The organism is Streptomyces sp. NPDC007917 (assembly GCF_042959105.1).
Classification (GTDB): Bacteria; Actinomycetota; Actinomycetes; order Streptomycetales; family Streptomycetaceae; genus Streptomyces.
Genome location: NZ_JBIBKK010000034.1, coordinates 61,134 through 81,121, shown reverse-complemented (window position 1 = coordinate 81,121; position 19,988 = coordinate 61,134). Strand labels below are relative to the sequence as shown.

Here is a 19,988-nt window from a genome sequence, read left to right as displayed (position 1 = left end):
GAACATGACCACAGCACAGACCGAGGTGCCGCGGCGGCGCGGCACGTCCCACCACCCCCAGGACCGCACCCCGGTCATCTCCGTGCGCCGGCTGTGGAAGGTGTTCGGGCCCAAGGCCGACCGGGTGCCGGAATCCAAGGAGCTGTGCGGGCTGACCCGCCGCGAGCTCATGGACCGCACCGGCTGCACCGCGGCCGTGCGCGAGGTGGACTTCGAGGTGTCACCGGGCGAGGTCTTCGTCGTCATGGGCCTGTCCGGCTCCGGCAAGTCCACCCTGGTGCGATGTCTGACCCGGCTGATCGAACCCACCTCCGGCGAGATCGTCTTCGAGGGCGAGGACATCCGCGGCGCCGACCCCAAGCGGCTGCGCGAGCTGCGGCGCAGCAAGTTCTCGATGGTCTTCCAGCACTTCGGCCTGCTGCCGCACCGCAAGGTCGTCGAGAATGTGGCGTTCGGTCTGGAGATCCGGGGCATGGGCAAGGCCCAGCGCACCAAGCGCGCCCGGGAGGTGGTCGAACTCGTGGGTCTGGCCGGATACGAGAACTCCTACCCCGACCAGCTCTCCGGCGGTATGCAGCAGCGCGTCGGTCTCGCCCGCGCCCTCGCCGGCGACCCGGGCGTCCTCTTCTTCGACGAGCCGTTCTCCGCCCTCGACCCGCTGATCCGCCGCGATATGCAGAGCGAGGTCATCCGCCTGCACCACGAGGTCGGCAAGACCATGGTGTTCATCACCCATGATCTCTCCGAGGCCCTGAAGCTGGGCGACCGCATCCTGATCATGCGCGACGGCAAGATGGTTCAGTGCGGCACCGGGGACGAACTCGTCGGCGCCCCCGCCGACGACTACGTACGGGACTTCGTCAAGGACGTGCCGCGCGGCGACGTACTGACCCTGCGCTGGATCATGCGCCCCGTGGAGCCGGACGACGAGCTCGACGGACCCGAGCTGGGCCCGGACGTCGTCGTGCGCGAGGCCACCCGTGCGGTGCTCGCGGCCGAGAAGCCCGTCAAGGTCGTCGAGGGCGGCAAGCTGCTCGGCATCGTCGGCGACGAGGAGATCCTGTCCGTCGTCGCCGGTCAGGAAGGCGGGGTCTGATGGCCGTCACCGCCGATGTGACCGCGTCGGCCGCGACCGTACGCAGAAAGGTCAGCCGCCCCATGGTGGTGGCGGCGATCCTGATCGCCTGGCTGGCGCTCTTCGCCGTGCTGCGCGGACGGCAGACGCTGACGCTCGCGGCGGCCGAGCTGACCGGTCTGCACCGCTGGCTGAATGACGTCAACGACACCATCGGCGCGGGCCGCAACTCCAACCCGCTCTTCCTCTACTTCTTCAACGAGATCCGCCTGGTCATCGACAACCTGCTGACCTTCGTCCAGTCGCTGATCTCCCAGCCCACCGGCAGCCGTCCGCTCCCGCAGATCGGCTGGCTCGGCGTCGTCGGACTCACCGGCTATGTCTCCTGGGCCGTGGGCAACTGGCGGGTCGCCCTCCTGGCCGTGGCGGGCTTCACCTTCTTCGGGCTGCAGGGCCTGTGGCAGGAGAGCATGGACACGCTGGCGCTGACCCTGTCGGCGGTCGTCGTGGCGCTGCTCATCGGCGTCCCGCTCGGAGTGTGGGCCGGTCTGTCCGACCGGTTCAACCGGATCATGACGCCCTTCCTGGACTTCATGCAGACGATGCCGACCTTCGTCTACCTCGCCCCGCTGACCCTGATCTTCCTCATCGGAGGGGCCTCAGCGGTGATCACCACGGTGATCTACGCGGCGCCGCCCGCCATCCGCATCACCGCGCACGCCATCCGCTCCGTGCCCCGAACCACCGTCGAGGCAGCGGACTCGCTCGGCACGACGCGATCCCAGCAACTGCGCAAAGTGCTGCTGCCGATGTCCAAGCGCACGGTGGTCATGGGCGTCAACCAGACCATCATGGCCGCCCTGGCCATGGTGACCATCGCCGCCCTGATCGACGCCCCCGGTCTCGGCAAGACCGTCGTCCAGGCCCTGCAGTCACTCGACGTCGGCACCGCCTTCAACGCCGGCCTCGCCATTGTCGTCATGGCCATCGTGCTCGACCGGGTCACCACGGCGGCGGCCGCGCGCACCGAGACGGCCCGCCGCACGGGCGGCCACCTCCTCGCGTGGCGCCGGCCCCTGCTGGCGGCGGGCGGGATCGCGACCGCCGTCCTGGTCTACCTGTCCCACACCTACGTCTGGGCGGCCGAGTTCCCCGGCAACGGCAGCGTCGGCGGTCACATAGCGAGCGCGGCCGACACCACGACCACCTGGCTGCAGGACCATCTCTCGGGCCTGACCAACGCCCTGCGGGACGCCGTCACCAACGGACTGCTCAACCCGTTCCAGACGCTGCTCACCGACTCCCCGTGGTGGCTCGTCGGCGCCACCCTGGTCGCGCTCGGCGCGGTGCTCGGCGGCCGGCGCGCCGGGGCGACCGCCGTCGTGTGCGTCGGGCTGCTCGTCGGCACGGGCCTGTGGTCGGACGCCATGACCACACTCGCGTCGACCGCCGTGGCCACGGTGCTGGTGATGCTGCTCGGCGTGGTCTTCGGCGTGTGGATGGGGCGCAACCGGCTCGTGGACCGGCTGGTGCGGCCCACCCTGGACGCCGCGCAGGTCATGCCGCCGTTCGTCTATCTCGTGCCGTTCCTCGCGCTCTTCGGCGCCACACGGTTCACCGCGATCGTCGCGGCCGTCGTCTACGCGGCGCCCGTCGCGATCAAAATCATCGCGGACGGTGTGCGGAACGTGCCCCAGACCACCGTGGAGGCGGCCACCTCCGCCGGGTGCAACACCTTGCAGATCATCACCAAGGTCCAACTGCCGATGGCACGCGGCGCCCTGACGCTCGCGACCAATCAGGGGCTGATCTACGTGCTGTCGATGGTTGTCGTGGGCGGCCTGGTGGGTGCGGGCGCCCTCGGCTACGACGTCGTGGCCGGCTTCTCGCAGGGAGAGCTGTACGGAAAGGGCCTGGCGGCGGGGGTCGCCATCGTACTGCTCGGAGTCATGTTCGACCGGATCACTCAGGCTGCGGCGCGACGCACCCGGGCATAAGGAGCACGACATCATGGCAAGACACTGGAGAGCCGGCGCGGCCGGCCTGGCCGTCCTCGGCCTCACCCTCACGGCGTGCGGGGGAGCGAAGGTCGGGACAAGCTCCTCCGCGGGCGCGAAGGGGCCGGGCAAATGCGGCACGTTCAACCTCGCCGTCAACCCGTGGGTGGGCTACCAGGCGGACGCGGCTGTCATCGCGTACGTGGCGGAGCACGACCTCGGCTGTACGGTCAACAAGAAGGACCTGAAGGAAGAGATCGCCTGGCAGGGCTTCGGGACCGGCGAGGTCGACGCCGTCCTGGAGAACTGGGGCCACGACGATCTGAAGAAGAAGTACATCACCCAGCAGAAGACCGCCGTCGACGCGGGGCAGACCGGCAACGAGGGCATCATCGGCTGGTACGTGCCCCCGTGGCTGGCCAAGGCGCACCCGGACATCACCGACTGGAAGAACCTCAACAAGTACGCGTCCAAGTTCCGGACCTCGGAGTCGGGCGGCAAGGGCCAGCTCCTCGACGGCGACCCGTCGTACGTCACCAACGACGCGGCGCTGGTGAAGAACCTGAAGCTGGACTACAAGGTGGTGTACGCGGGCAGCGAGACCGCGCTCATCCAGGCCTTCCGGAGCGCCGAGAAGAACAAGCAATGGGTGATCGGCTACTTCTACGAGCCGCAGTGGTTCATGTCCGAGGTGCCGCTGGTCAAGGTCGACCTGCCGGCGTACAAGACGGGCTGCGACGCCGACGCGGCCAAGATCGCCTGCGACTATCCCGTCTACAAGCTGGACAAGATCGTCAGTGCGGGCTTCGCCACGTCGGGCAGCCCGGCGTACAACCTGGTGAAGCACTTCCACTGGACCAACGACGACCAGAACACCGTGGCCAAGTACATCGCGGTGGACAAGATGTCGGACGACGCGGCGGCGAAGAAGTGGGTCGAGGCCAATCGCGACAAGGTCAGCGCCTGGCTGAAGTAGCACGGATCCGAAAAGAGGCCGGTCGAGGATGCCGGCGGGCGGTGCGCGCCGCCCGCCGGGCATCGCACGTCGGGGCGCCCCGACCGGGGGCTTCAGCCCACGTAGCCCATCCGGCGGCTGATCTCCTCCGCGCCCTCGATCAGCACGGGCGCGAGCTCGTGCATGCGCTCCTCGGTGAAGCGGTACGCGGGGCCTGAGGCGCTGAGGGCGGCGATGACCTCACCGTGGTGGGAACGGATCGGGGCCGCCACGGCGTGCAGCCCGATCTCGAACTCCTCCAGCGTCACCGCGTAGCCGCGCCTCCGCGCCTCCGCGAGGTCCTTCTCCAGCTTCGCCCGGGCGGTCAGGGTGTGTGGCGTCAGCTTCTGCAGCCCGGATGCCACGAGCAGTTCGGCGTGCTCCTTCGCCGACAGGTGGGCCAGCAGGATCTTGCCGCTGGAGGTGGCGTGGGGCGGGGTGAGCCGCCCGACCCAGTTGTGCGTGCCGACCGCGCCCGGGCCGCGCACCTGGCAGAGGTTGACCGCGTAGTGTTCCTGCAGGACGGCGATGTTGACGGTCTCGCCGATGTCCTCGGTGAGGCGTTCGCACACCGGCCGGCCCTGCTGTGTGATGTCCAGGCGCCCCGTGACCGCACCCGCCAGGCGCACGAGCCCGAAGCCGAGCCGGTACTTGCCCCGCTCGGCCGCCTGCTCGACCAGATCGCGCGCCTCCAGCGCCCCGAGCAGGCGGAACGCGGTCGATTTGTGGACGTCGAGCTCGTCGGCGACCTCGCTGACGCCCGCCTCACCGCGCCGGGCGAGGATCTCCAGGACGTTGATGGCACGGTCGACGGACTGCACCCCCTGCACTGCGGGCGCCGTTGTTTCGCTATCTGCAGTGTCGTTGCCCATAGCGCAACTATACTCGCTACGCGGGGCGCCGGAACGGTAGCGACCAGTACGTGCGGGCGGCCACCAATACTTGGGGTATGGGCATCTCCAGATCCCGGCGCGAGGAGAGAGCCTCACGGCCACCGGCCCGCCTGTCCTCCGTGCTGAGCGCGCACAGCGTCGCGGGCCAGGTCTTCATCCTGCAGGTGGCGGTCGTCGTGCTGCTCGTCGTCGCCGCGGTGGCGGCCCTCGTGCTGCAGGCCCGGAGCACGACCCTGCACGAGGCCCGCCAGCGCTCACTCGTCGGAGCCGAGACCTTCGCGCACGCCCCAGGGACGGTGGCCGCCATGAAGTCCGCCGACCCCAGCGCACTGCTGCAGCCGCGCGCGGAGGAAGCCCGGAAGCTGTCCAAGGTCAACTACGTCATCGCGTTCAGTCCGGCCGGCTTCCGCTGGACCCACCCCGACCCGCGCCTCATCGGCAAACACGTCGTCGGCCCCTACGCGCACGCGCTGGCCGGCAAGGTGTACCAGACCACGTCCTACACGCCCGAAGTGGGCCGCGCCGTGAACACGACGGTCCCCGTCACCGACGCGCACGGCAAGGTCGTCGGTCTGGTGGCCGTCGGCATCTCGGTCAAGAGCGTGAACGAGAAAGTGGTGGAACAGCTGCCGCTGCTGTTCGGTTCCGCCGCCGGCGGGCTGGGGCTGGTCGCGGGCGGATCGGCGCTGGTGAGCCGGCGGCTGCGGCGACAGACGCACGGTCTCGGCCCGGCCGAGATGACGCGGATGTACGAGCATCACGACGCGGTCCTGCACTCGGTCCGGGAAGGCGTGCTCGTCATCAGCGGTGAGGGGCGGCTGCTGCTGGCCAACGACGAGGCGTGCCGACTGCTGGGTCTGCCCGGGGACGTGGCGGGCCGACCCGTCGCCGACCTCGGCCTGGCGCCACGTGCCGTCACGCTGCTGACCTCGGGCCTGGCGGTCACCGACGAGGTGCTCCTGGCGGGGGAGCGGCTGCTGGCGGTGAACCTGCGGCCGACCGCCCCCCACGGAGGGCCGGCCGGGAGCGTGGCGACACTGAGGGACACCACCGAGCTGCGCGCCCTGACGGGCCGGGCTCGGCTGGCGCGGGAACGCCTGCAACTGCTCTACGACGCCGGGGTGCGGATCGGCACCACACTCGATGTGGTGCGCACGGCCGAGGAACTGGCCGAGATCGCGGTCCCCCGGTTCGCCGACTTCGTCACCGTCGAGCTGCTGGAGAACGTCCGACGGGGTGAGGAACCGGACGGCGCGCCCCTGACCATGCGCCGTACCTCCGTGCGCGGCGTCCGGGACGACCATCCGCTGTGCCCGGTGGATGAGGAGATCACATTCTCGCCGGCGATGCCGCAGGCACAGGGGCTGCTCAGCGGCCACGCCGTGGTCGAGCCCGAGCTGAGTGCCGCACCGGGCTGGCCGGCTCATGACCCCGAGCGGGCGCGGCGCATCCTCGACTTCGGGATCCACTCGCTGATCGCCGTGCCGCTGCGGGCTCGTGGCACGGCGTTGGGGATGGTCGACTTCTGGCGCTCGGACCAGGGTTCCTTCACGGAGGAGGATCTGCCCTTCGCCGAGGAACTGGTCGCCCGTGCGGCGCTCGCGATCGACAACGCCCGTCGCTACACCCGCGAACACGCCATGGCGGTCACCCTGCAGCGCAGCCTGCTGCCTCGCGCCCTGCCCGAGCAGTCGGCCCTGGAGGTGGCCCACCGCTATCTGCCCGCCCAGGCCGGGGTGGGCGGGGACTGGTTCGACGTCATCCCGCTGCCCGGCACCCGGGTCGCCCTCGTCGTCGGCGATGTCGTCGGCCACGGCCTGCACGCCGCCGCGACCATGGGCCGGCTGCGCACCGCGGTCCACAACTTCTGCGCTCTCGACCTGTCCCCCGAGGAGCTCCTGAGCCACCTGGACGAGCTGGTCGACCGCATCGACCAGAGCGAGACCGCCGAGGACGAGAGCGAAGGCGTCACCGGTGCCACCTGTCTGTTCGCGATCTACGACCCGGTTTCCGGACACTGCTGCATCGCCCGGGCCGGCCATCCCGGACCCGCCGTCGTCCATCCCGACGGCACCGTCACCTTCCCCGAGGTACCCGTCTCACCACCGCTCGGGCTCGGTTGCGGCCTGCCGGTCGAGACCGCCGAACTGCACGTGCCCGAGGGCTCCCGGCTGGCCCTGTACACCGACGGGCTCGTCGAGGACCGCGACCGCGACATCGACACCGGCCTCGAGCTTCTGAGAGACGCGCTGGCACATCCCGGCCAGACCCCGGAACAGGCCTGCGAGTCGGTACTCGACGCGCTGCTGCGCCCCCGCCCCAGCGACGACATCGCCCTGATGGTGGCCCGCACCCGGCTGCTCGACGCGGACCGGGTCGCCGCCTGGGACGTGCCCTCCGATCCCGCTGCCGTCGCCGCCATCCGCGCCGCCTGCGCCCGTCAGCTGGAGACATGGGGACTGGAGCAGATCGCCTTCAACACCGAGCTCATCCTCAGCGAACTGGTCACCAACGCCATCCGCTACGGCGCCGACCCCATCCGGCTCCGCCTGCTCCACGACCGGGACACCCTGATCTGCGAAGTCGCCGACGGCAGCAGCACCTCCCCGCACCTGCGGCGCGCGGCCACCACCGAGGAGGGTGGGCGAGGGCTGTTCCTCGTCGCCCATTTCGCCCGGCGCTGGGGCACCCGTTACACCCCCCGCGGCAAGGTCATCTGGAGCGAACAGTCCCTGGACGCCGCCGCGGCCGGGCTGGACGCCATGGGCGACCTCATGCTGGGCCCGTGGGACGAGCCGGCACTGTGATGTGGCGCGCTGCTTGCGCACTCATTCTGTTGCACATCGCGCAGTCTTTTGCGTCATGGCGTACTGATGCTTGACAACCTCCTGGAGCAGCGGAAGCATGTTGCGTATAGCGAACTTTGTTGTGCCATTCGAGACGGGGTGTCTCTTGTCCCCGTAAGGCAGGCCGTCCCCCCTCGGCCGAAGACCCCAGGGGCGCGCCCAAGACACGTTCGGCACGCCTCTCCAACCCCACGGAGTATGGCGTGGCAATCAGCGTCTTCGACCTGTTCTCCATCGGCATCGGCCCGTCCAGCTCGCACACCGTCGGCCCGATGCGCGCCGCCGCGATGTTCGCCGCCCGGCTGAAGAGGGACGGCCTGCTCGCCCAGACCACCGCGGTACGGGCGGAGCTGTTCGGCTCCCTCGGCGCCACCGGACACGGCCATGGCACCCCCAAGGCCGTACTGCTCGGCCTGGAGGGCCACGAGCCGCACACGGTCGACGTCACCCAGGCCGAGCTGGACGTCGAGCGCATCCTCGCCACCCAGCGCGTTCGCCTCCTCGGCGCCGAGATCGGCCCGGCGCACGAGATCGACTTCGATGTCTCGACCCAGCTGGTCCTGCACCGCCGGCGCTCGCTGCCGTACCACGCCAATGGCATGACCCTCTTCGCGTACGACACGGACGGCCTGCCGTTGCTGGAGAAGACGTACTACTCGGTCGGCGGCGGCTTCGTGGTCGACGAGGACGCGGTCGGGGTGGACCGGATCAAGCTCGATGACACGGTGCGGGCCCACCCGTTCGGCACGGGCGAGGAGTTGCTGCGGCTCTCCAGGGAGACCGGCCTGTCGATCTCCGCGCTGATGCTGGAGAACGAGAAGGCCTGGCGCACGGAGGAGGAGATCCGCGCGGGTCTGCTGGGGATCTGGCGGGTCATGGAGGGCTGTGTCGCCCGCGGCCTGTCCCGCGAGGGCATCCTCCCCGGCGGCCTGAAGGTCCGCCGGCGGGCCGCGGCGGCCGCCCGGGCGCTGCGCAGCGAGGGCGACCCGGCGGGGCGCGCGATGGAGTGGGTGACCCTCTACGCGATGGCGGTGAACGAGGAGAACGCGGCGGGCGGCCGGGTCGTCACCGCCCCGACGAACGGTGCGGCGGGCATCATCCCCGCAGTGCTGCACTACTACCTCAACTTCGTGCCGGGAGCCGACGAGGAGGGCGTCGTCCGCTTCCTGCTCGCCGCGGGCGCCATCGGCATGCTCTTCAAGGAGAACGCCTCCATCTCCGGCGCCGAGGTCGGCTGCCAGGGCGAGGTCGGCTCCGCCTGCTCCATGGCCGCCGGCGGCCTCGCCGAAGTGCTGGGCGGCAGCCCGGAACAGGTGGAGAACGCCGCCGAGATCGGCATGGAACACAACCTGGGCCTCACCTGCGACCCGGTCGGCGGCCTCGTCCAGATCCCCTGCATCGAGCGCAACGGCATGGCGGCGGTCAAGGCCGTGACCGCCGCACGGATGGCCCTGCGCGGCGACGGCCGCCACCACGTCTCCCTCGACAAGGTCATCAAGACCATGAAGGAGACCGGCGCCGATATGAAGGTCAAGTACAAGGAGACCGCCCGAGGCGGCCTCGCCGTCAACGTCATCGAGTGCTGAGGAAGGCGAGATCTCCTCCGTGAGCCCCATCTGGCCGCGCGTACCCGGGCGCCACCGTACAGGGCCCTGCCTGCGAGACTGCCTGCCATGACCACGCAGCAACGCCGGATTCTCGTCATCGGTATCGGAGCGGGCGACCCCGACCACCTGACGCTCGGGGCAGTGAAGGCGATGCGCCGCGCCGACGTCTTCTTCATCGTCGGGAAGGGGGACGACAAGTCCGCACTCACCGGTCTTCGCCACCGCATGCTGGACGAGCACGCGCGGGCGCCCTACCGGGTCGTGGAAGTGGACGACCCGAGCCGGGACCGGCGCCCGATGGGCCGGAGCGACTACACCTCCGCCGTCCACGACTGGCGCACCCGGCGCGCGGACATCTTCGAGAGCCTGCTGCGCGACGAGATGACGGCCGGCGAGACCGGAGCGTTCCTCGTGTGGGGCGACCCGTCGCTGTACGACAGCACACTCGGGATCCTCGCCGATATCGAGGCGCGCGGCTCCGTCTCCTCGACCGTCGAGGTCATCCCCGGCATCAGCAGTGTCTCGTCGCTCGCCGCGCGGCACCGCATCCCACTCAACCAGGTGGGCCGGCCGGTGCACATCACCCCGGCCCGCCGGCTCTCCGACGTGGCGCAGAACGACGACGGGGACATCGTCGTGATGCTCGATGCGCACGAGTCGTTCACCCAGGTCGAGGGGGACGTCTGGATCTACTGGGGCGCCTACCTCGGCACGCCGGACGAGTTGCTGGTCGCCGGTCCACTGCGGGAAGTGTCCGACCGCATCCGCCGGTTGCGGGCAGACGCGCGTGAGCGGCATGGATGGATCATGGACACCTATCTGCTGCGTGCGGCGCCTTCGCCCCGTCAGGGAAAGGTCAGGGTCTGAGCGAGCAACGTCACAAGGACCAGCACCGTGGGGAACAACGCCAGGAACATGGCGAAGGTGTAGCCCATGATGTCACGCGCCTTCAGACCCAGGATGGCCAGGGTGGGAAGCATCCAGAACGGCTGGAGCAGATTGGCGCTGGCCTCGCCGAGGTCGTACACCACGACCATCCACCCCTGGTTCACATGCAGTTCGTTGGCCGCCCCGAGCACGTACGGCGCCTCGACCACCCACTTGCCACCGCCACTGGGTACGAACACCCCGAGCACACAGCTGTAGACGCCGATGAGGGCCGGGTACAGGTACTCGTTCGACACCGAGACCAGCCAGTCCGCGATGGTCTGGTGCAACCCGGTGAAGGCGATCATTCCGAAGATGCCGCCGTACAAGGGGAACTGCAGCAGCACGCCCGAGGCGGCCGGCGCCCCCTCCCTGAAGGCGCGGGCGAGGTGCACGGGCCGCCAGTGCAGGATGAGGGCCAGCAGGATGAGGATCAGATTGACGGTGTTCAGATCGAGCGCGTTGAGCGCGTTTCCCTTGGCCTGCGCGAAGTGGCGGACGAGGTACCACACGCCCAGCACGAAGAGCGCGATCGTGAAGGTCGGACTGAACTCGACCCACTCGCCGGGGCGGCTGCGCCGGGAGTCCGGGCTCTTCGTGCGGAGCGCGGGACCGAGATCGATACCAAGGCGCTCCGCGGTCATCGCACGCTCCGGTGACGGGGCCAGGAACCACGCCATGGTGACCGCGACCGCGAAGACCACCACCGTGGCCAGGATGCCCTGCCAGAGGAAGATGGTGTCGGTCAGGGGGATGACCCCGCTGCCACGTCCCTCGGCGATGATCTTCTGCACCGCGGCGGGGCTGGAGACCGCGCTGGCCACCTGGAGCGCGGCCGATCCCGACAGGCCCTGGGCCCATACGGTGCCGAGGCCGAGGAAGGCCATGGCCCCGATGGCGCGGTAGTCGACTCCGGGCAGCCGACGGGCGATCTCCTTGGCGAGGATGGCGGTGAAGACGAGGCTGAACGCCCAGTTCACATAGGAGGTGGCCATGGCGACCGCGGCGGTGAACGGGATGGCGCCGCGCGGAGTTCGAGGGAGGGCGGCGAGCCGGGCGATGAGGCGGGCGACCGGCGGGGAGACCGCGACCGCGTAGCCCGCGATCACGATGATCGCCATCTGCAGGGTGAACTCGATGAGCGACCAGAATCCCTTGCCCCATGCGTCCACCAGGCCGAAGCCGCTGGTCGCTTCCGGGTCGCTCGGCTTGCCGAGCAGGCTCTCCCCGGACACGAGCCCCAGGGCGAGGACCACGAAGGTGCCGATCAGGACGAATCCGAGAGCGTCGGGCAGCCACTTCTCGGAGAAGCGGGTGAACCGCAACGCCAGCCGGGCGAGCCAGGTTTCACCGCCGCTCACCTCCGCTTCCGCTGTCTTTCGGGGTTTGGTGGTCATGCGGATCTCCTGATCGCGGGGCCGGGTGCCGCAAGATCCTCATGGGGAGCGGGCGAACGAGACAATGGAGGAACCGCACACCGGTTGCCGCCGCACCATGTGGAACCTGCCCATGGGCGATCACCGGCGCGTGGGCGGGGTCGGCGTGGCAGTGCAGGTCGGGGAAGAACTGGCACTAGACAGGACTGGACATGTATGGCCAGCTTCCAGACATGCCTGAACAGGTCCTCAAGCATCAGCGCATCGCCCGCGTTCTGGCCCGCGAGATCCACAGCGGCGCTCTGGAGCCTGGCAGCAGGCTGCCCGGCGAACACGCGCTCACCCGGCGCTTCGCGGTCAGCCGGACCACGGTCCGCCAAGCGTTGGACGAGCTCAGCAAGCAAGGGCTGATCTCCACGCACGCGGGCGTCGGCTCGTTCGTCGCCTTCGACGGCAGCCTGCTGGACAACAGCTTGGGATGGACCAGAGCCCTGGCCGACCAGGGCGCCTGGATCACCACCGAGGTGCTCCGTCTCGAAGCGGTGCGCGATGCCCGACTGGCGGGCGAACTCGGCCTGGACGGCGACGAGTTCATGGCGCTGGACCGGTTGCGCGTGCTGCCGGAGGGCACACCCGTCTCGCTGGAGCGCAGCAGGGTTCCGCTGGCCCCGGCGCTGGCCGACGTCCCCGTCCGCGGGCTCCTCGACGACTCGCTGACCAAGACCCTGGCCGCGGCCGGACTGCGGGCCACGCACGGCGACGAGTGGGCGTCCGTGAAGCCGCTGGCCGCCGAGGAGGCGACACTCCTCCGTCGCCCGGAGGGAGAGGTCTGGCTCAACACCCGCCGGGTCAGCCGCGGAGCGGACGGCCGGATCGTCGAGCACGTGACCAGCCTGCTGGACCCCGGCCGCTTCCAACTGCACCTCGGCTTCGGCGAGCAGCCCCAGTGAGCCGGCCCGGGCCCGACGTACCTCCGCACACCGACAGAAAGCCCCGAATGAACCACCAGCACGACCGCGCGCTCGGCGCCCTGTACGGCCTGGCCATGGGTGACGCCCTGGGCATGCCGACCCAGATCATGTCCCGGCGGTCGATCACCGCCCGGTTCGGCGCCGTCACCGGCTTTGAAGCCGGTCCGGCGGACAACCCGGTGAGCGCCGGAATGCCCGCCGGTTCGGCCAGGGACGACACCGATCAGGCCCTCATCGTCGGCCGGCTGCTGACCGAGAACGGCGGGCGCGTCGACCCGCTGCGGCTCGCGCACGAGTTCCTGACCGGGTGGCGGCGGCATGTCAGGCCACCCATGACACCGGCATCGGCATCGCCTCCGCGGCCGCCGTGTTGGCGGCCGTGAGCCGGGGCGTCGACGGCGGAGACCTGGAGGACGCCTTCGCCACGGCGATCGCGGCGGCCGAGGCCGGCGCCGAGCGGGGCCACTGGGTCGCCGGTGCCGATATCGCCGCCCGCATCGGCTGGGCCGTGGACCTGGTCCGCGGTCTGCCCGAGGACCAGGCCCTGGACCGCGTCTGCGACCTGGTCGGCACCAGCGTCGCCAGCCAGGAGTCGGTCCCCGCGGCCTTCGCCGTACTGGCCCTCGCCGAGGGCTCCCCCTGGCGGGCGTGTCTGCTGGCGGCCAACCTCGGCGGTGACTGCGACACCATCGGCGCCATCGCGGGCGCCGTCGCCGGTGCCGTCAGGGGGGCCTCGGCACTGCCCGCCGAGGCGCTGGCCACCCTGCGCTCGGTCAACGGCCTGGACCTGGAACCCCTGGCCACCGCCCTGCTCGCGCTGCGCGCGGGCACCGCCGAGTGACCACACGCCCGCCCATCCCCCCGCCGGAGCGCCCCCCCGCAGCCTCTGGCCTGTCGCAGCCAGTGACGCCCGTTGTGCAAGCTCGTCGATTTATCGACGGGTAGTTGACAGAACGACCGCGTCGTATCCGTGAGACCCGCGGCGTCGAACCGGTTCCGGACACCAGCGCGTTCGGGGGCCGCGGCAACGCGGGCCCCACGCTGGTCACCTGGATGAGCCGGCTCGGCTGGGAGACCATCAACACCACCACGGCCGCCTTCGCCCTGCTGGCGTTGGGCGACGTCGCCTTCGGTATTCGGCGGAACACCGTGCTCACCGCGGTGTGTCTGCTGGTCTTCATCGGCTGCACGCTGCTGATCAGCGGCCTCGGACACGCCACCATCATGTGGATCAACAGGTGGGCCAGCTATGTCTTCGGCCTGCTCAACCTGGTGGTGATTTTCTCGCGGCCACCGTGGACTGGGGCAAGGTGTTCCACGCCCCGCTCGGGTCGGTGAGTTCGATGGTCGTGGGCGTCGGCATGATCGCCGCCGGGACCGGGATCGGGTGGGCCAACACGGGCGCCGACTACGCCCGTTATCTGCCCCGGCGGATCCCCGGCGGGAGACTCGTGGCCGCGTCCGCGTTCGGCGCCGGCCTTATCCTGATCGCCAAGGACTTCTACGGCCCGTTCATCACCTTCCTCACCCTTCTCGCCGTGCCGATCAACGCCTGGGCGGTGGCCATCGTGGTGGGCCTGCTGTTCACGGAGGCGAGCACCAGCGCTACCGACGTGTGGTTCTCCGGGCCGCTGTCCCACAGCTGGATCGGCTCCAACGGACTGGGGTGGGTCGTGCCCCTGACCCTCGCGGCCGCCGGCTACGCGCTCCTGCGCAGGCTGGACGGCACCGTACGCCAAGAGGCCGCCGGACAGCGTCCCCAGCAGCAGGTCCTGTCCGCTCCGGCCACGCGGGAGATCTCATGAACGGAATCGTGAACCCCGGCGCCGGGGACGGCGCCCCCGGCGGGCCCACGGGCGGCCGGCTGGTCCTGGTCGGCAACGCCATCGTCGACCTGGTGATGCGCGTGCCCGCACTGCCCGAACGCGGCGGCGACACCGTGGCCCAGGACACCGACCTCACCACGGGCGGCGGATTCAACGTCCTCACCGCCGCCCGCCGCCTCGGCCTGCCGACCCTGTACGCGGGCGCCCACGGCACGGGGCCGTTCGGCGACCGGGTGCGGGCGGACCTCGCCGGGGAGGGCATCGAGATGGTGTTGGACCGGGTCGCCGAGGTGGACACCGGATTCTGCGTCGCCTTCGTCGACGACGGAGGCGAGCGCACCTTCGCCACCAGCCTCGGCGCGGAGGCCCGGCTGACAGAGACCGACGCCAAGGCCGTACTCGCCGCGCTGCGCCCCGGCAGAAGCGGTGCCTCCTGGAGGCGGTGCCTCAGGCCGCGGCCGCCATCGGGTGACCGCGGTGGGCGAAGTTGTTCCAGACGTGGGTGAGCAGGCGCATCGCAAGCGCCTCGAGTACGGCGACAGCCGCCTTGGTGAGAAGAGTGGTGAACAGCTGCGGCATGACAGCAGCCTTTCTTGTGCATGTTTCACTTACGTCTCCCTTTGTGCGGTGCCAGAGCTTCGTACGCATGGAGCGCAGGGGACCATCAGGTGAATCGTCGGTGTCCGTCCGGGGCCGGTGAGAGCTGGGCGGTGAGGAGCCGCCAGACGGCGGGCAGCGCGACGGGGGCCACTGCTGCTGCCAGCCCGATCGTCCAGCCTGCTGGGCCGAGGGGCCGGCTGCCGAAGAAGTGGCTGAGGCCGGGGACCGCGACCACCAGGGCGAGGGCGGCGAGAGAGCCGACGGCGGCGAGGGCGACCACGGGGTCACGGCCCGCGTCGGCGAGGGTCTGCAGCAGCTGGGAGGCGACGAGGGCGACCAGGGAGACCGTGTCGGCGCGGGCCCTGGTGCCGGTCGCCCGGGCGACGGTCCACGCGCTGCCCGCGGCGAGCGCCGTGAGGGTGGCGCGCAGACGGAGATGGCGCGTGAGGGCTCTGCCCAGGGAGACCTCGGGCCCCTCCGCGAGCAGTTTCTCGGCTCTGCCCGCCGGGGGACGCGCGGCGATGGCCATGGCCGGCAGCATGTCCGTGAGCAGATTGACGAGGAGCAGCTGACGTGCGTTGAGCGCGCTTCGTCCGGTGAACACGGAGGTCGTCAGGACGAAGGCGATCTCCCCGAGGTTGCCGCCGAGCAGGATGCCCAGCGCCTTGCGGACCGAGGCCCACATGGCGCGGCCCTCCACGATGGCATCGACAATGGTCTCGATGCGATCGTCGGTGACCACCACATCGGCGGCGGTGCGCGCCGCGGGGGTCGCCCGGGAGCCGATGGCGATGCCGACATCGGCGAGCCGGATGGCGGGGGCGTCGTTGGCGCCGTCGCCGGTCACGGCCACGACCCGGCCGACCGAGCGCAGCGTGGTGACGATGCGCACCTTGTGGGCCGGGGTGACCCGGGCGAAGACCGAGATCCGCGGCAGCGCTTCCGCGAGGGCCGCGTCGTCGAGAGCGTCCAGCTCCACTCCGGTCATCATCCGCAGCCCCTCGTCCGGCTGCAGCTCACCGGCGATCGCGGCGGCGGTGCTCGGATGGTCTCCGGTCAGCATGACGATCCGTACGCCCGCCCGGGTCAGACGGCGGACGCTCTCGGCGGCGGTGGCCCGCACCGGGTCCGCCAGCCCGAGCAGGCCCAGCAGACGCAGCCCGCCCACGTCCGTGTCGTCGAGGGCCGGGTGAGTGTCGGCGACGCCGCCCGGGCCGACGCGTTCGGCGACCACCAGCACCCGCAGGCCGCGTCGGGCCATGCGGTCGATGTCCCGGTCGATCGTCTCCCGCGTCCTCGCGGTGAACGGCGTGGTGGCGTCGTCGCGCCGGACCTGCTCGCAACGGGGCAGGACGACCTCGGGCGCGCCCTTGACCACCAGCCGTGTCCGTCCCCCGGCCCGGCCGAGTACCGCGTGATATCCGCGCCCCGGTTCGAACGGCAGCTCCGCCAGACGCTGCCAGCCGTCCGCCGCTTCCTGCCCCTCCGGGGCCGGGGCGGCGCCGACCCGCTCGGCCCCGGTGGCGATGGCACGGTCCGTGGGGTGGGTGAGCGCCGACGCCGGGCCGGCAGGTCCCGCGAGGGCCGCGGTGGCGACGACGTGGCGCAGTCGCGGGGTGAGCGCGTCGAGCGGGCGCCGCTGGAGGCCGTCGGACACCTGCTGGAGGCTGATTCTGCCTTCGGTGAGCGTGCCGGTCTTGTCGAAGCACAGCACATCGGTGCGGCCGAGCGCCTCGATGGTGGGCGCGCTGCGCACCAGGGTGTTGCGGGTGGACAGCCGACGGGCCGCGGCCAGTTCCGCGACGGTGGCGACGAAGGGCAGACCTTCGGGCACGGCGGCCACGCAAAGGCTGACCGCCGAGCCCAGGGCCGCGCCCAGGGGCCGCCTGCGGGTGAGGTCGGCGAGGAACAGCGCGACACCCGAGGCGATGGACAGGGGCAGGAACCAGTGGCCCAGAGCGTTCAGGCGGTGTTCCACACCGCTTTCCGGGACGCCGCCCGCCGGCGCGGCCTGAGCGGCGCTGCCGGCCTCGGTGGCGGTCCCGGTGGCGACGACGACGGCGAGAGCGCCGCCGGCCGCCACCGTCGTGCCCTGGTACAGCATGGACCGCCGGTCCGCGACCGCCCTCGCCGCCGTCGGGACGGGCGTCTTCAGCACGAGCTGGGATTCGCCGGTGAGGCTTGATTCATCCACCTCCAGACCCGTCGCTTCCAGCACACGGCAGTCGGCCGGGACCGCGTCACCGGCGCGCAACTCGATGACATCGCCGCTCACCAGGTGGTCGGCGGAGGCCTCCAGGACGCCCGGCCGGCCCGCCCTGCGCAGCCGGGCCCGGGCCGAGGTCGCCTCGACCAGCCGCTCCGCCGCGCGGTCGGCGCCCAGCCGCTGGGCCCCGCCCACGAGCGCGTTGACGGCGAGCACGACACCGATGAGCACCGCGTCCAGTACGGAGCCGAGAGCCGCCGAGATACCGCCGCCGACCGCGAGGACGGGCGTGAGCGGATTGGCCAGCTCCTCCGCGACCCTCCCGACGAGGGTGACGGCGGCGGTCGGCTCCTCGCGCCCGGCGAACCGTCGCCGCCGCCCGGCCTCGGTCTCGTCGAGCCCCCGAACCGACGTGCCGAGCCGGGCGATGACCTGACGTACCGTCATGGCATGCCAGGGCGTCCGCTCGACGGCGGCGGGGACCGGACGGCCGCGCAGCGCCCGCCCCGCCCAGACACCCGCCCCGAGCCCGGCGATGGCCATGCCGTCGGTCACCAGGCGGGCACGCGCCCAGGCGCCGCGCCGGGGAACGGCCAGGGCCAGCGTCCCACCCGCGAGAGCGGCGACCGCTTCCATCCGGACACACAGCCGGCTCAGCCTGCGGGCTTCCGGCACGGCGGTCAGCAGCAGATACGCCACATCGGGCGGAGCGGCGACATCCGCGTCCCACGCCACCCGGCGCAGACCACCGGACACCCCGATGCCCAGATCCGCCTGGACCAGGGCGCGGCGGGCGCGGGTGGCGACCACGGCGACACCGCGGCCCTCGCCCTGGAGGGAGCGGACCAGAGCTGCCGTGCGGGTGCCGCCGGTGGGAACGGCCTCGTCCAGTCCGAAGCGGCGGTGCAAACCGGCCGGACCACCCGCGAGCACCACCCGGCCGCACCCGCGCGCCGCCCGCACCAGGTGCTCGGCGAGCGGGTGCAACTGCGGCACCAGGCCCGCCACCGCGACGGGACGGCCCTCCCGGACGACCAACAGCACTCTCGCGCCCTGCTCGGCCCACTCCTCGGCCATGGCGGCCGCCTCCCCGGGCAGCCCCGCCTCCTCGGCGCGGTGCTCGGCGAGCGGCCGCAGCGCCCACGCGGCGTGTTCCTGCGGCTGTGACGGGTCGGTGTCGTCGATCAGCTCGAGGATCACGGCGTGGATCTCATCGAGGTCCGGACCGGCGACCGCGATCCCACCAGAGGGCCGCCCCGGGGCCCGCTCCCGGCCGGGGGCGCCCGCCTGAGCGCCGCCATCCGCGCACGGCACACCACCACCGCGCTCATCGGGCTGCTCAGCAGGCGGCGCCAGGGGCACCACCGTGCCGACCGTCCACGCACCGGTGGCCAGCACACGGGCGTCGAGGACGACCGTGTCGATGCGGTCGAGCAGCCGCAGCGCCTCCGGCCGCAGCACGAGGGCTCCCCGGTCGGAGGCGCTCTGCCCCACGGTGGTCGCGAAGCTCTCAAGGCCGGACCAGGCACATCTCGGGACACCCGCGATCATCGAGGCCAGCGCCCGGTCATGGCTGCGCGTCGCGGCGCCCGTGAGGCCGTAACCCGCCAGCGCCGCCGGGACAGCCGCACGCGCGTACCGCCCGGCCGGCCCCTGGGGGAGCGGCATCGGCCGCTCGTGGGCCGGAGCGGCATCGTGGCGGTAGGCCCCCTCGCGCCCGCCCAGCCGTCGCGCCCAGTCCTGCCAGGCCCGGCGCCGGGCCTTGGCCTCCGTGTACCGGACGGCGGCCAGGAGACCGGACACGACGGGGCCGAACGGGCGGAACGTCAGCGTCGTGGTGATCAGGTTCACCGTCGCCCAGCCGGCCTCGGCAGCCGCCACCCCGAGCTTGCGGGCGGCGGCGTCACGCAGCCGTGGAGTGGCCTCGGCGAGCTGGAACAGGGCCGGTACGGCCGGTTGCAGGCCGGGGAGCCTGGCGATCCGCCCCACCACCGCCACGCCGAAGGCCACACAACCCCCGGCGACCTGGACCGCGGCACCGATCTGCGCCTCGGGGCCGCCGGGGTATCCGACCGCGCGCGGCAGCCGCACCGCGTCGGCGCCCGCCTTGCCCATGCCCTCCCCGCGGGCCGCCTCCCGGGCGGTCGCACCGGCCGCCTCCTCGGCTTCCGCGACCAGGCGGGCGACCGAGTCCAGATCGGTTCCGGCCGGATCGCAGCCGACGAACACGCAGCCGAGCGTCCCGTTCACCTCCGCCCGGCCCACTCCGCGCACGCCGCCCAGCCGGACCTCGAGCCCACGCGCGATCTCGGCCGCTCCGGGCCGTCTCACGTACCGGACCTCGATCTGCACCCCGCCGGGGACCCGCCACGTACGACGCGTCCGCGGCGTCAGCATCCGCCCGAGCGCCGAGAACACCACGGGCGCTGCCGCCACCGCCCCCGCGGCACTCCGGGCGGCCCCGGAAAGCAGGCTTGAGATCACATGGCCTCCACCCTCGGTGGCCACTGGCGCGGCACCGCCCCGACAGGCCGCGCCCCTCATTCCCTCAAGTATGGACACAGCCCCACGCCACCGTCCTGCCGGAGCGCTGGGGCCGTACACCTGCCCGCGCCGGAGGCCTTCAGCCGTTCGGCCGGTAGGAACCGTTCCGCGTCGCCGGCGCTTCCT

11 protein-coding genes and 2 pseudogenes are annotated in these 19,988 nt (G+C 71.6%); 10 read left to right on the top strand and 3 right to left on the bottom strand.

Annotation, left to right across the window (positions count from 1 at the left end; translation table 11 throughout):
• The first annotated feature begins 4 nt into the window (after positions 1-4).
• From ACFZDL_RS41270 to ACFZDL_RS41260, 3 genes are read left to right on the top strand one after another with little or no spacing between them, the layout of a single operon-like run.
• Positions 5-1,096, top strand: a complete 1,092-nt coding sequence (locus ACFZDL_RS41270; RefSeq protein WP_353597024.1) for a glycine betaine/L-proline ABC transporter ATP-binding protein — start codon at positions 5-7, stop codon at positions 1,094-1,096.
• On the top strand, positions 1,096-3,072 hold the full coding sequence (locus ACFZDL_RS41265) for an ABC transporter permease subunit (protein ID WP_353597025.1): 1,977 nt from the start codon (positions 1,096-1,098) through the stop codon (positions 3,070-3,072). The genes ACFZDL_RS41270 and ACFZDL_RS41265 overlap by 1 nt, the downstream gene beginning before the upstream one ends.
• 13 nt (positions 3,073-3,085) lie before the next feature.
• Positions 3,086-4,048 (top strand): ABC transporter substrate-binding protein, encoded by a 963-nt coding sequence (locus tag ACFZDL_RS41260; protein WP_353597026.1) that lies wholly within the window; start codon positions 3,086-3,088, stop codon positions 4,046-4,048.
• 92 nt (positions 4,049-4,140) lie between these two features.
• Here ACFZDL_RS41260 and ACFZDL_RS41255 read toward each other — a convergent pair whose 3' ends face one another.
• Positions 4,141-4,938 (bottom strand): IclR family transcriptional regulator, encoded by a 798-nt coding sequence (locus tag ACFZDL_RS41255; RefSeq protein WP_353597027.1) that lies wholly within the window; start codon positions 4,936-4,938, stop codon positions 4,141-4,143.
• A 77-nt stretch (positions 4,939-5,015) separates the two neighbouring features.
• On the opposite strand from ACFZDL_RS41255, the gene ACFZDL_RS41250 reads away from it, so the two are divergent.
• The 3 genes from ACFZDL_RS41250 to cobF all read left to right on the top strand — a co-directional run bounded on the left by ACFZDL_RS41250 (position 5,016) and on the right by cobF (position 10,279).
• Entirely contained in the window at positions 5,016-7,766 is a 2,751-nt protein-coding gene (locus ACFZDL_RS41250) for a SpoIIE family protein phosphatase (protein ID WP_353597028.1), read from the top strand.
• A gap of 242 nt (positions 7,767-8,008) precedes the next feature.
• Positions 8,009-9,391, top strand: a complete 1,383-nt coding sequence (locus ACFZDL_RS41245; RefSeq protein ID WP_391193896.1) for an L-serine ammonia-lyase — start codon at positions 8,009-8,011, stop codon at positions 9,389-9,391.
• Between the two features lie 87 nt (positions 9,392-9,478).
• Entirely contained in the window at positions 9,479-10,279 is an 801-nt protein-coding gene (gene cobF / locus ACFZDL_RS41240) for a precorrin-6A synthase (deacetylating) (RefSeq protein WP_353596253.1), read from the top strand.
• Here cobF and ACFZDL_RS41235 read toward each other — a convergent pair.
• Complete coding sequence (locus tag ACFZDL_RS41235) at positions 10,258-11,736, bottom strand: TIGR00366 family protein (RefSeq protein WP_353596254.1); 1,479 nt, start codon at positions 11,734-11,736, stop codon at positions 10,258-10,260. The genes cobF and ACFZDL_RS41235 overlap by 22 nt on opposite strands.
• 212 nt (positions 11,737-11,948) lie before the next feature.
• Between ACFZDL_RS41235 and ACFZDL_RS41230 the strand changes: the two genes are divergently transcribed.
• The 4 genes and pseudogenes from ACFZDL_RS41230 to ACFZDL_RS41215 all read left to right on the top strand — a co-directional run bounded on the left by ACFZDL_RS41230 (position 11,949) and on the right by ACFZDL_RS41215 (position 15,018).
• Entirely contained in the window at positions 11,949-12,665 is a 717-nt protein-coding gene (locus tag ACFZDL_RS41230; RefSeq protein ID WP_353596255.1) for a GntR family transcriptional regulator, read from the top strand.
• A gap of 47 nt (positions 12,666-12,712) precedes the next feature.
• A pseudogene (locus ACFZDL_RS41225) lies at positions 12,713-13,527 on the top strand (ADP-ribosylglycohydrolase family protein).
• A 164-nt stretch (positions 13,528-13,691) separates the two neighbouring features.
• Positions 13,692-14,491 (top strand): annotated as a pseudogene (locus tag ACFZDL_RS41220) (cytosine permease); the annotation flags it as partial.
• Positions 14,488-15,018: a PfkB family carbohydrate kinase gene (locus ACFZDL_RS41215; protein ID WP_353596256.1), complete on the top strand. Its 531-nt coding sequence runs from the start codon at positions 14,488-14,490 to the stop codon at positions 15,016-15,018. The pseudogene ACFZDL_RS41220 and the gene ACFZDL_RS41215, both read left to right, overlap by 4 nt.
• A 158-nt stretch (positions 15,019-15,176) precedes the next feature.
• Here the strand turns inward: ACFZDL_RS41215 and ACFZDL_RS41210 are convergent, their stop codons facing one another.
• On the bottom strand, positions 15,177-19,802 hold the full coding sequence (locus ACFZDL_RS41210) for a cation-translocating P-type ATPase (RefSeq protein ID WP_353596257.1): 4,626 nt from the start codon (positions 19,800-19,802) through the stop codon (positions 15,177-15,179).
• Positions 19,803-19,988 lie beyond the last annotated feature (186 nt).

Excerpts from the sequence above, each read along its gene's own strand:
- ACFZDL_RS41230 (WP_353596255.1), top strand. The coding sequence starts at position 11,949 with ATGCCTGAACAGGTCCTCAAGCATCAGCGCATCGCCCGCGTTCTGGCC.
- ACFZDL_RS41235 (WP_353596254.1), bottom strand. The coding sequence starts at position 11,736 with ATGACCACCAAACCCCGAAAGACAGCGGAAGCGGAGGTGAGCGGCGGT.
- ACFZDL_RS41250 (WP_353597028.1), top strand. The coding sequence starts at position 5,016 with ATGGGCATCTCCAGATCCCGGCGCGAGGAGAGAGCCTCACGGCCACCG.
- cobF (WP_353596253.1), top strand. The coding sequence starts at position 9,479 with ATGACCACGCAGCAACGCCGGATTCTCGTCATCGGTATCGGAGCGGGC.
- ACFZDL_RS41215 (WP_353596256.1), top strand. The coding sequence starts at position 14,488 with ATGAACGGAATCGTGAACCCCGGCGCCGGGGACGGCGCCCCCGGCGGG.
- ACFZDL_RS41260 (WP_353597026.1), top strand. The coding sequence starts at position 3,086 with ATGGCAAGACACTGGAGAGCCGGCGCGGCCGGCCTGGCCGTCCTCGGC.
- ACFZDL_RS41265 (WP_353597025.1), top strand. The coding sequence starts at position 1,096 with ATGGCCGTCACCGCCGATGTGACCGCGTCGGCCGCGACCGTACGCAGA.
- ACFZDL_RS41255 (WP_353597027.1), bottom strand. The coding sequence starts at position 4,938 with ATGGGCAACGACACTGCAGATAGCGAAACAACGGCGCCCGCAGTGCAG.
- ACFZDL_RS41270 (WP_353597024.1), top strand. The coding sequence starts at position 5 with ATGACCACAGCACAGACCGAGGTGCCGCGGCGGCGCGGCACGTCCCAC.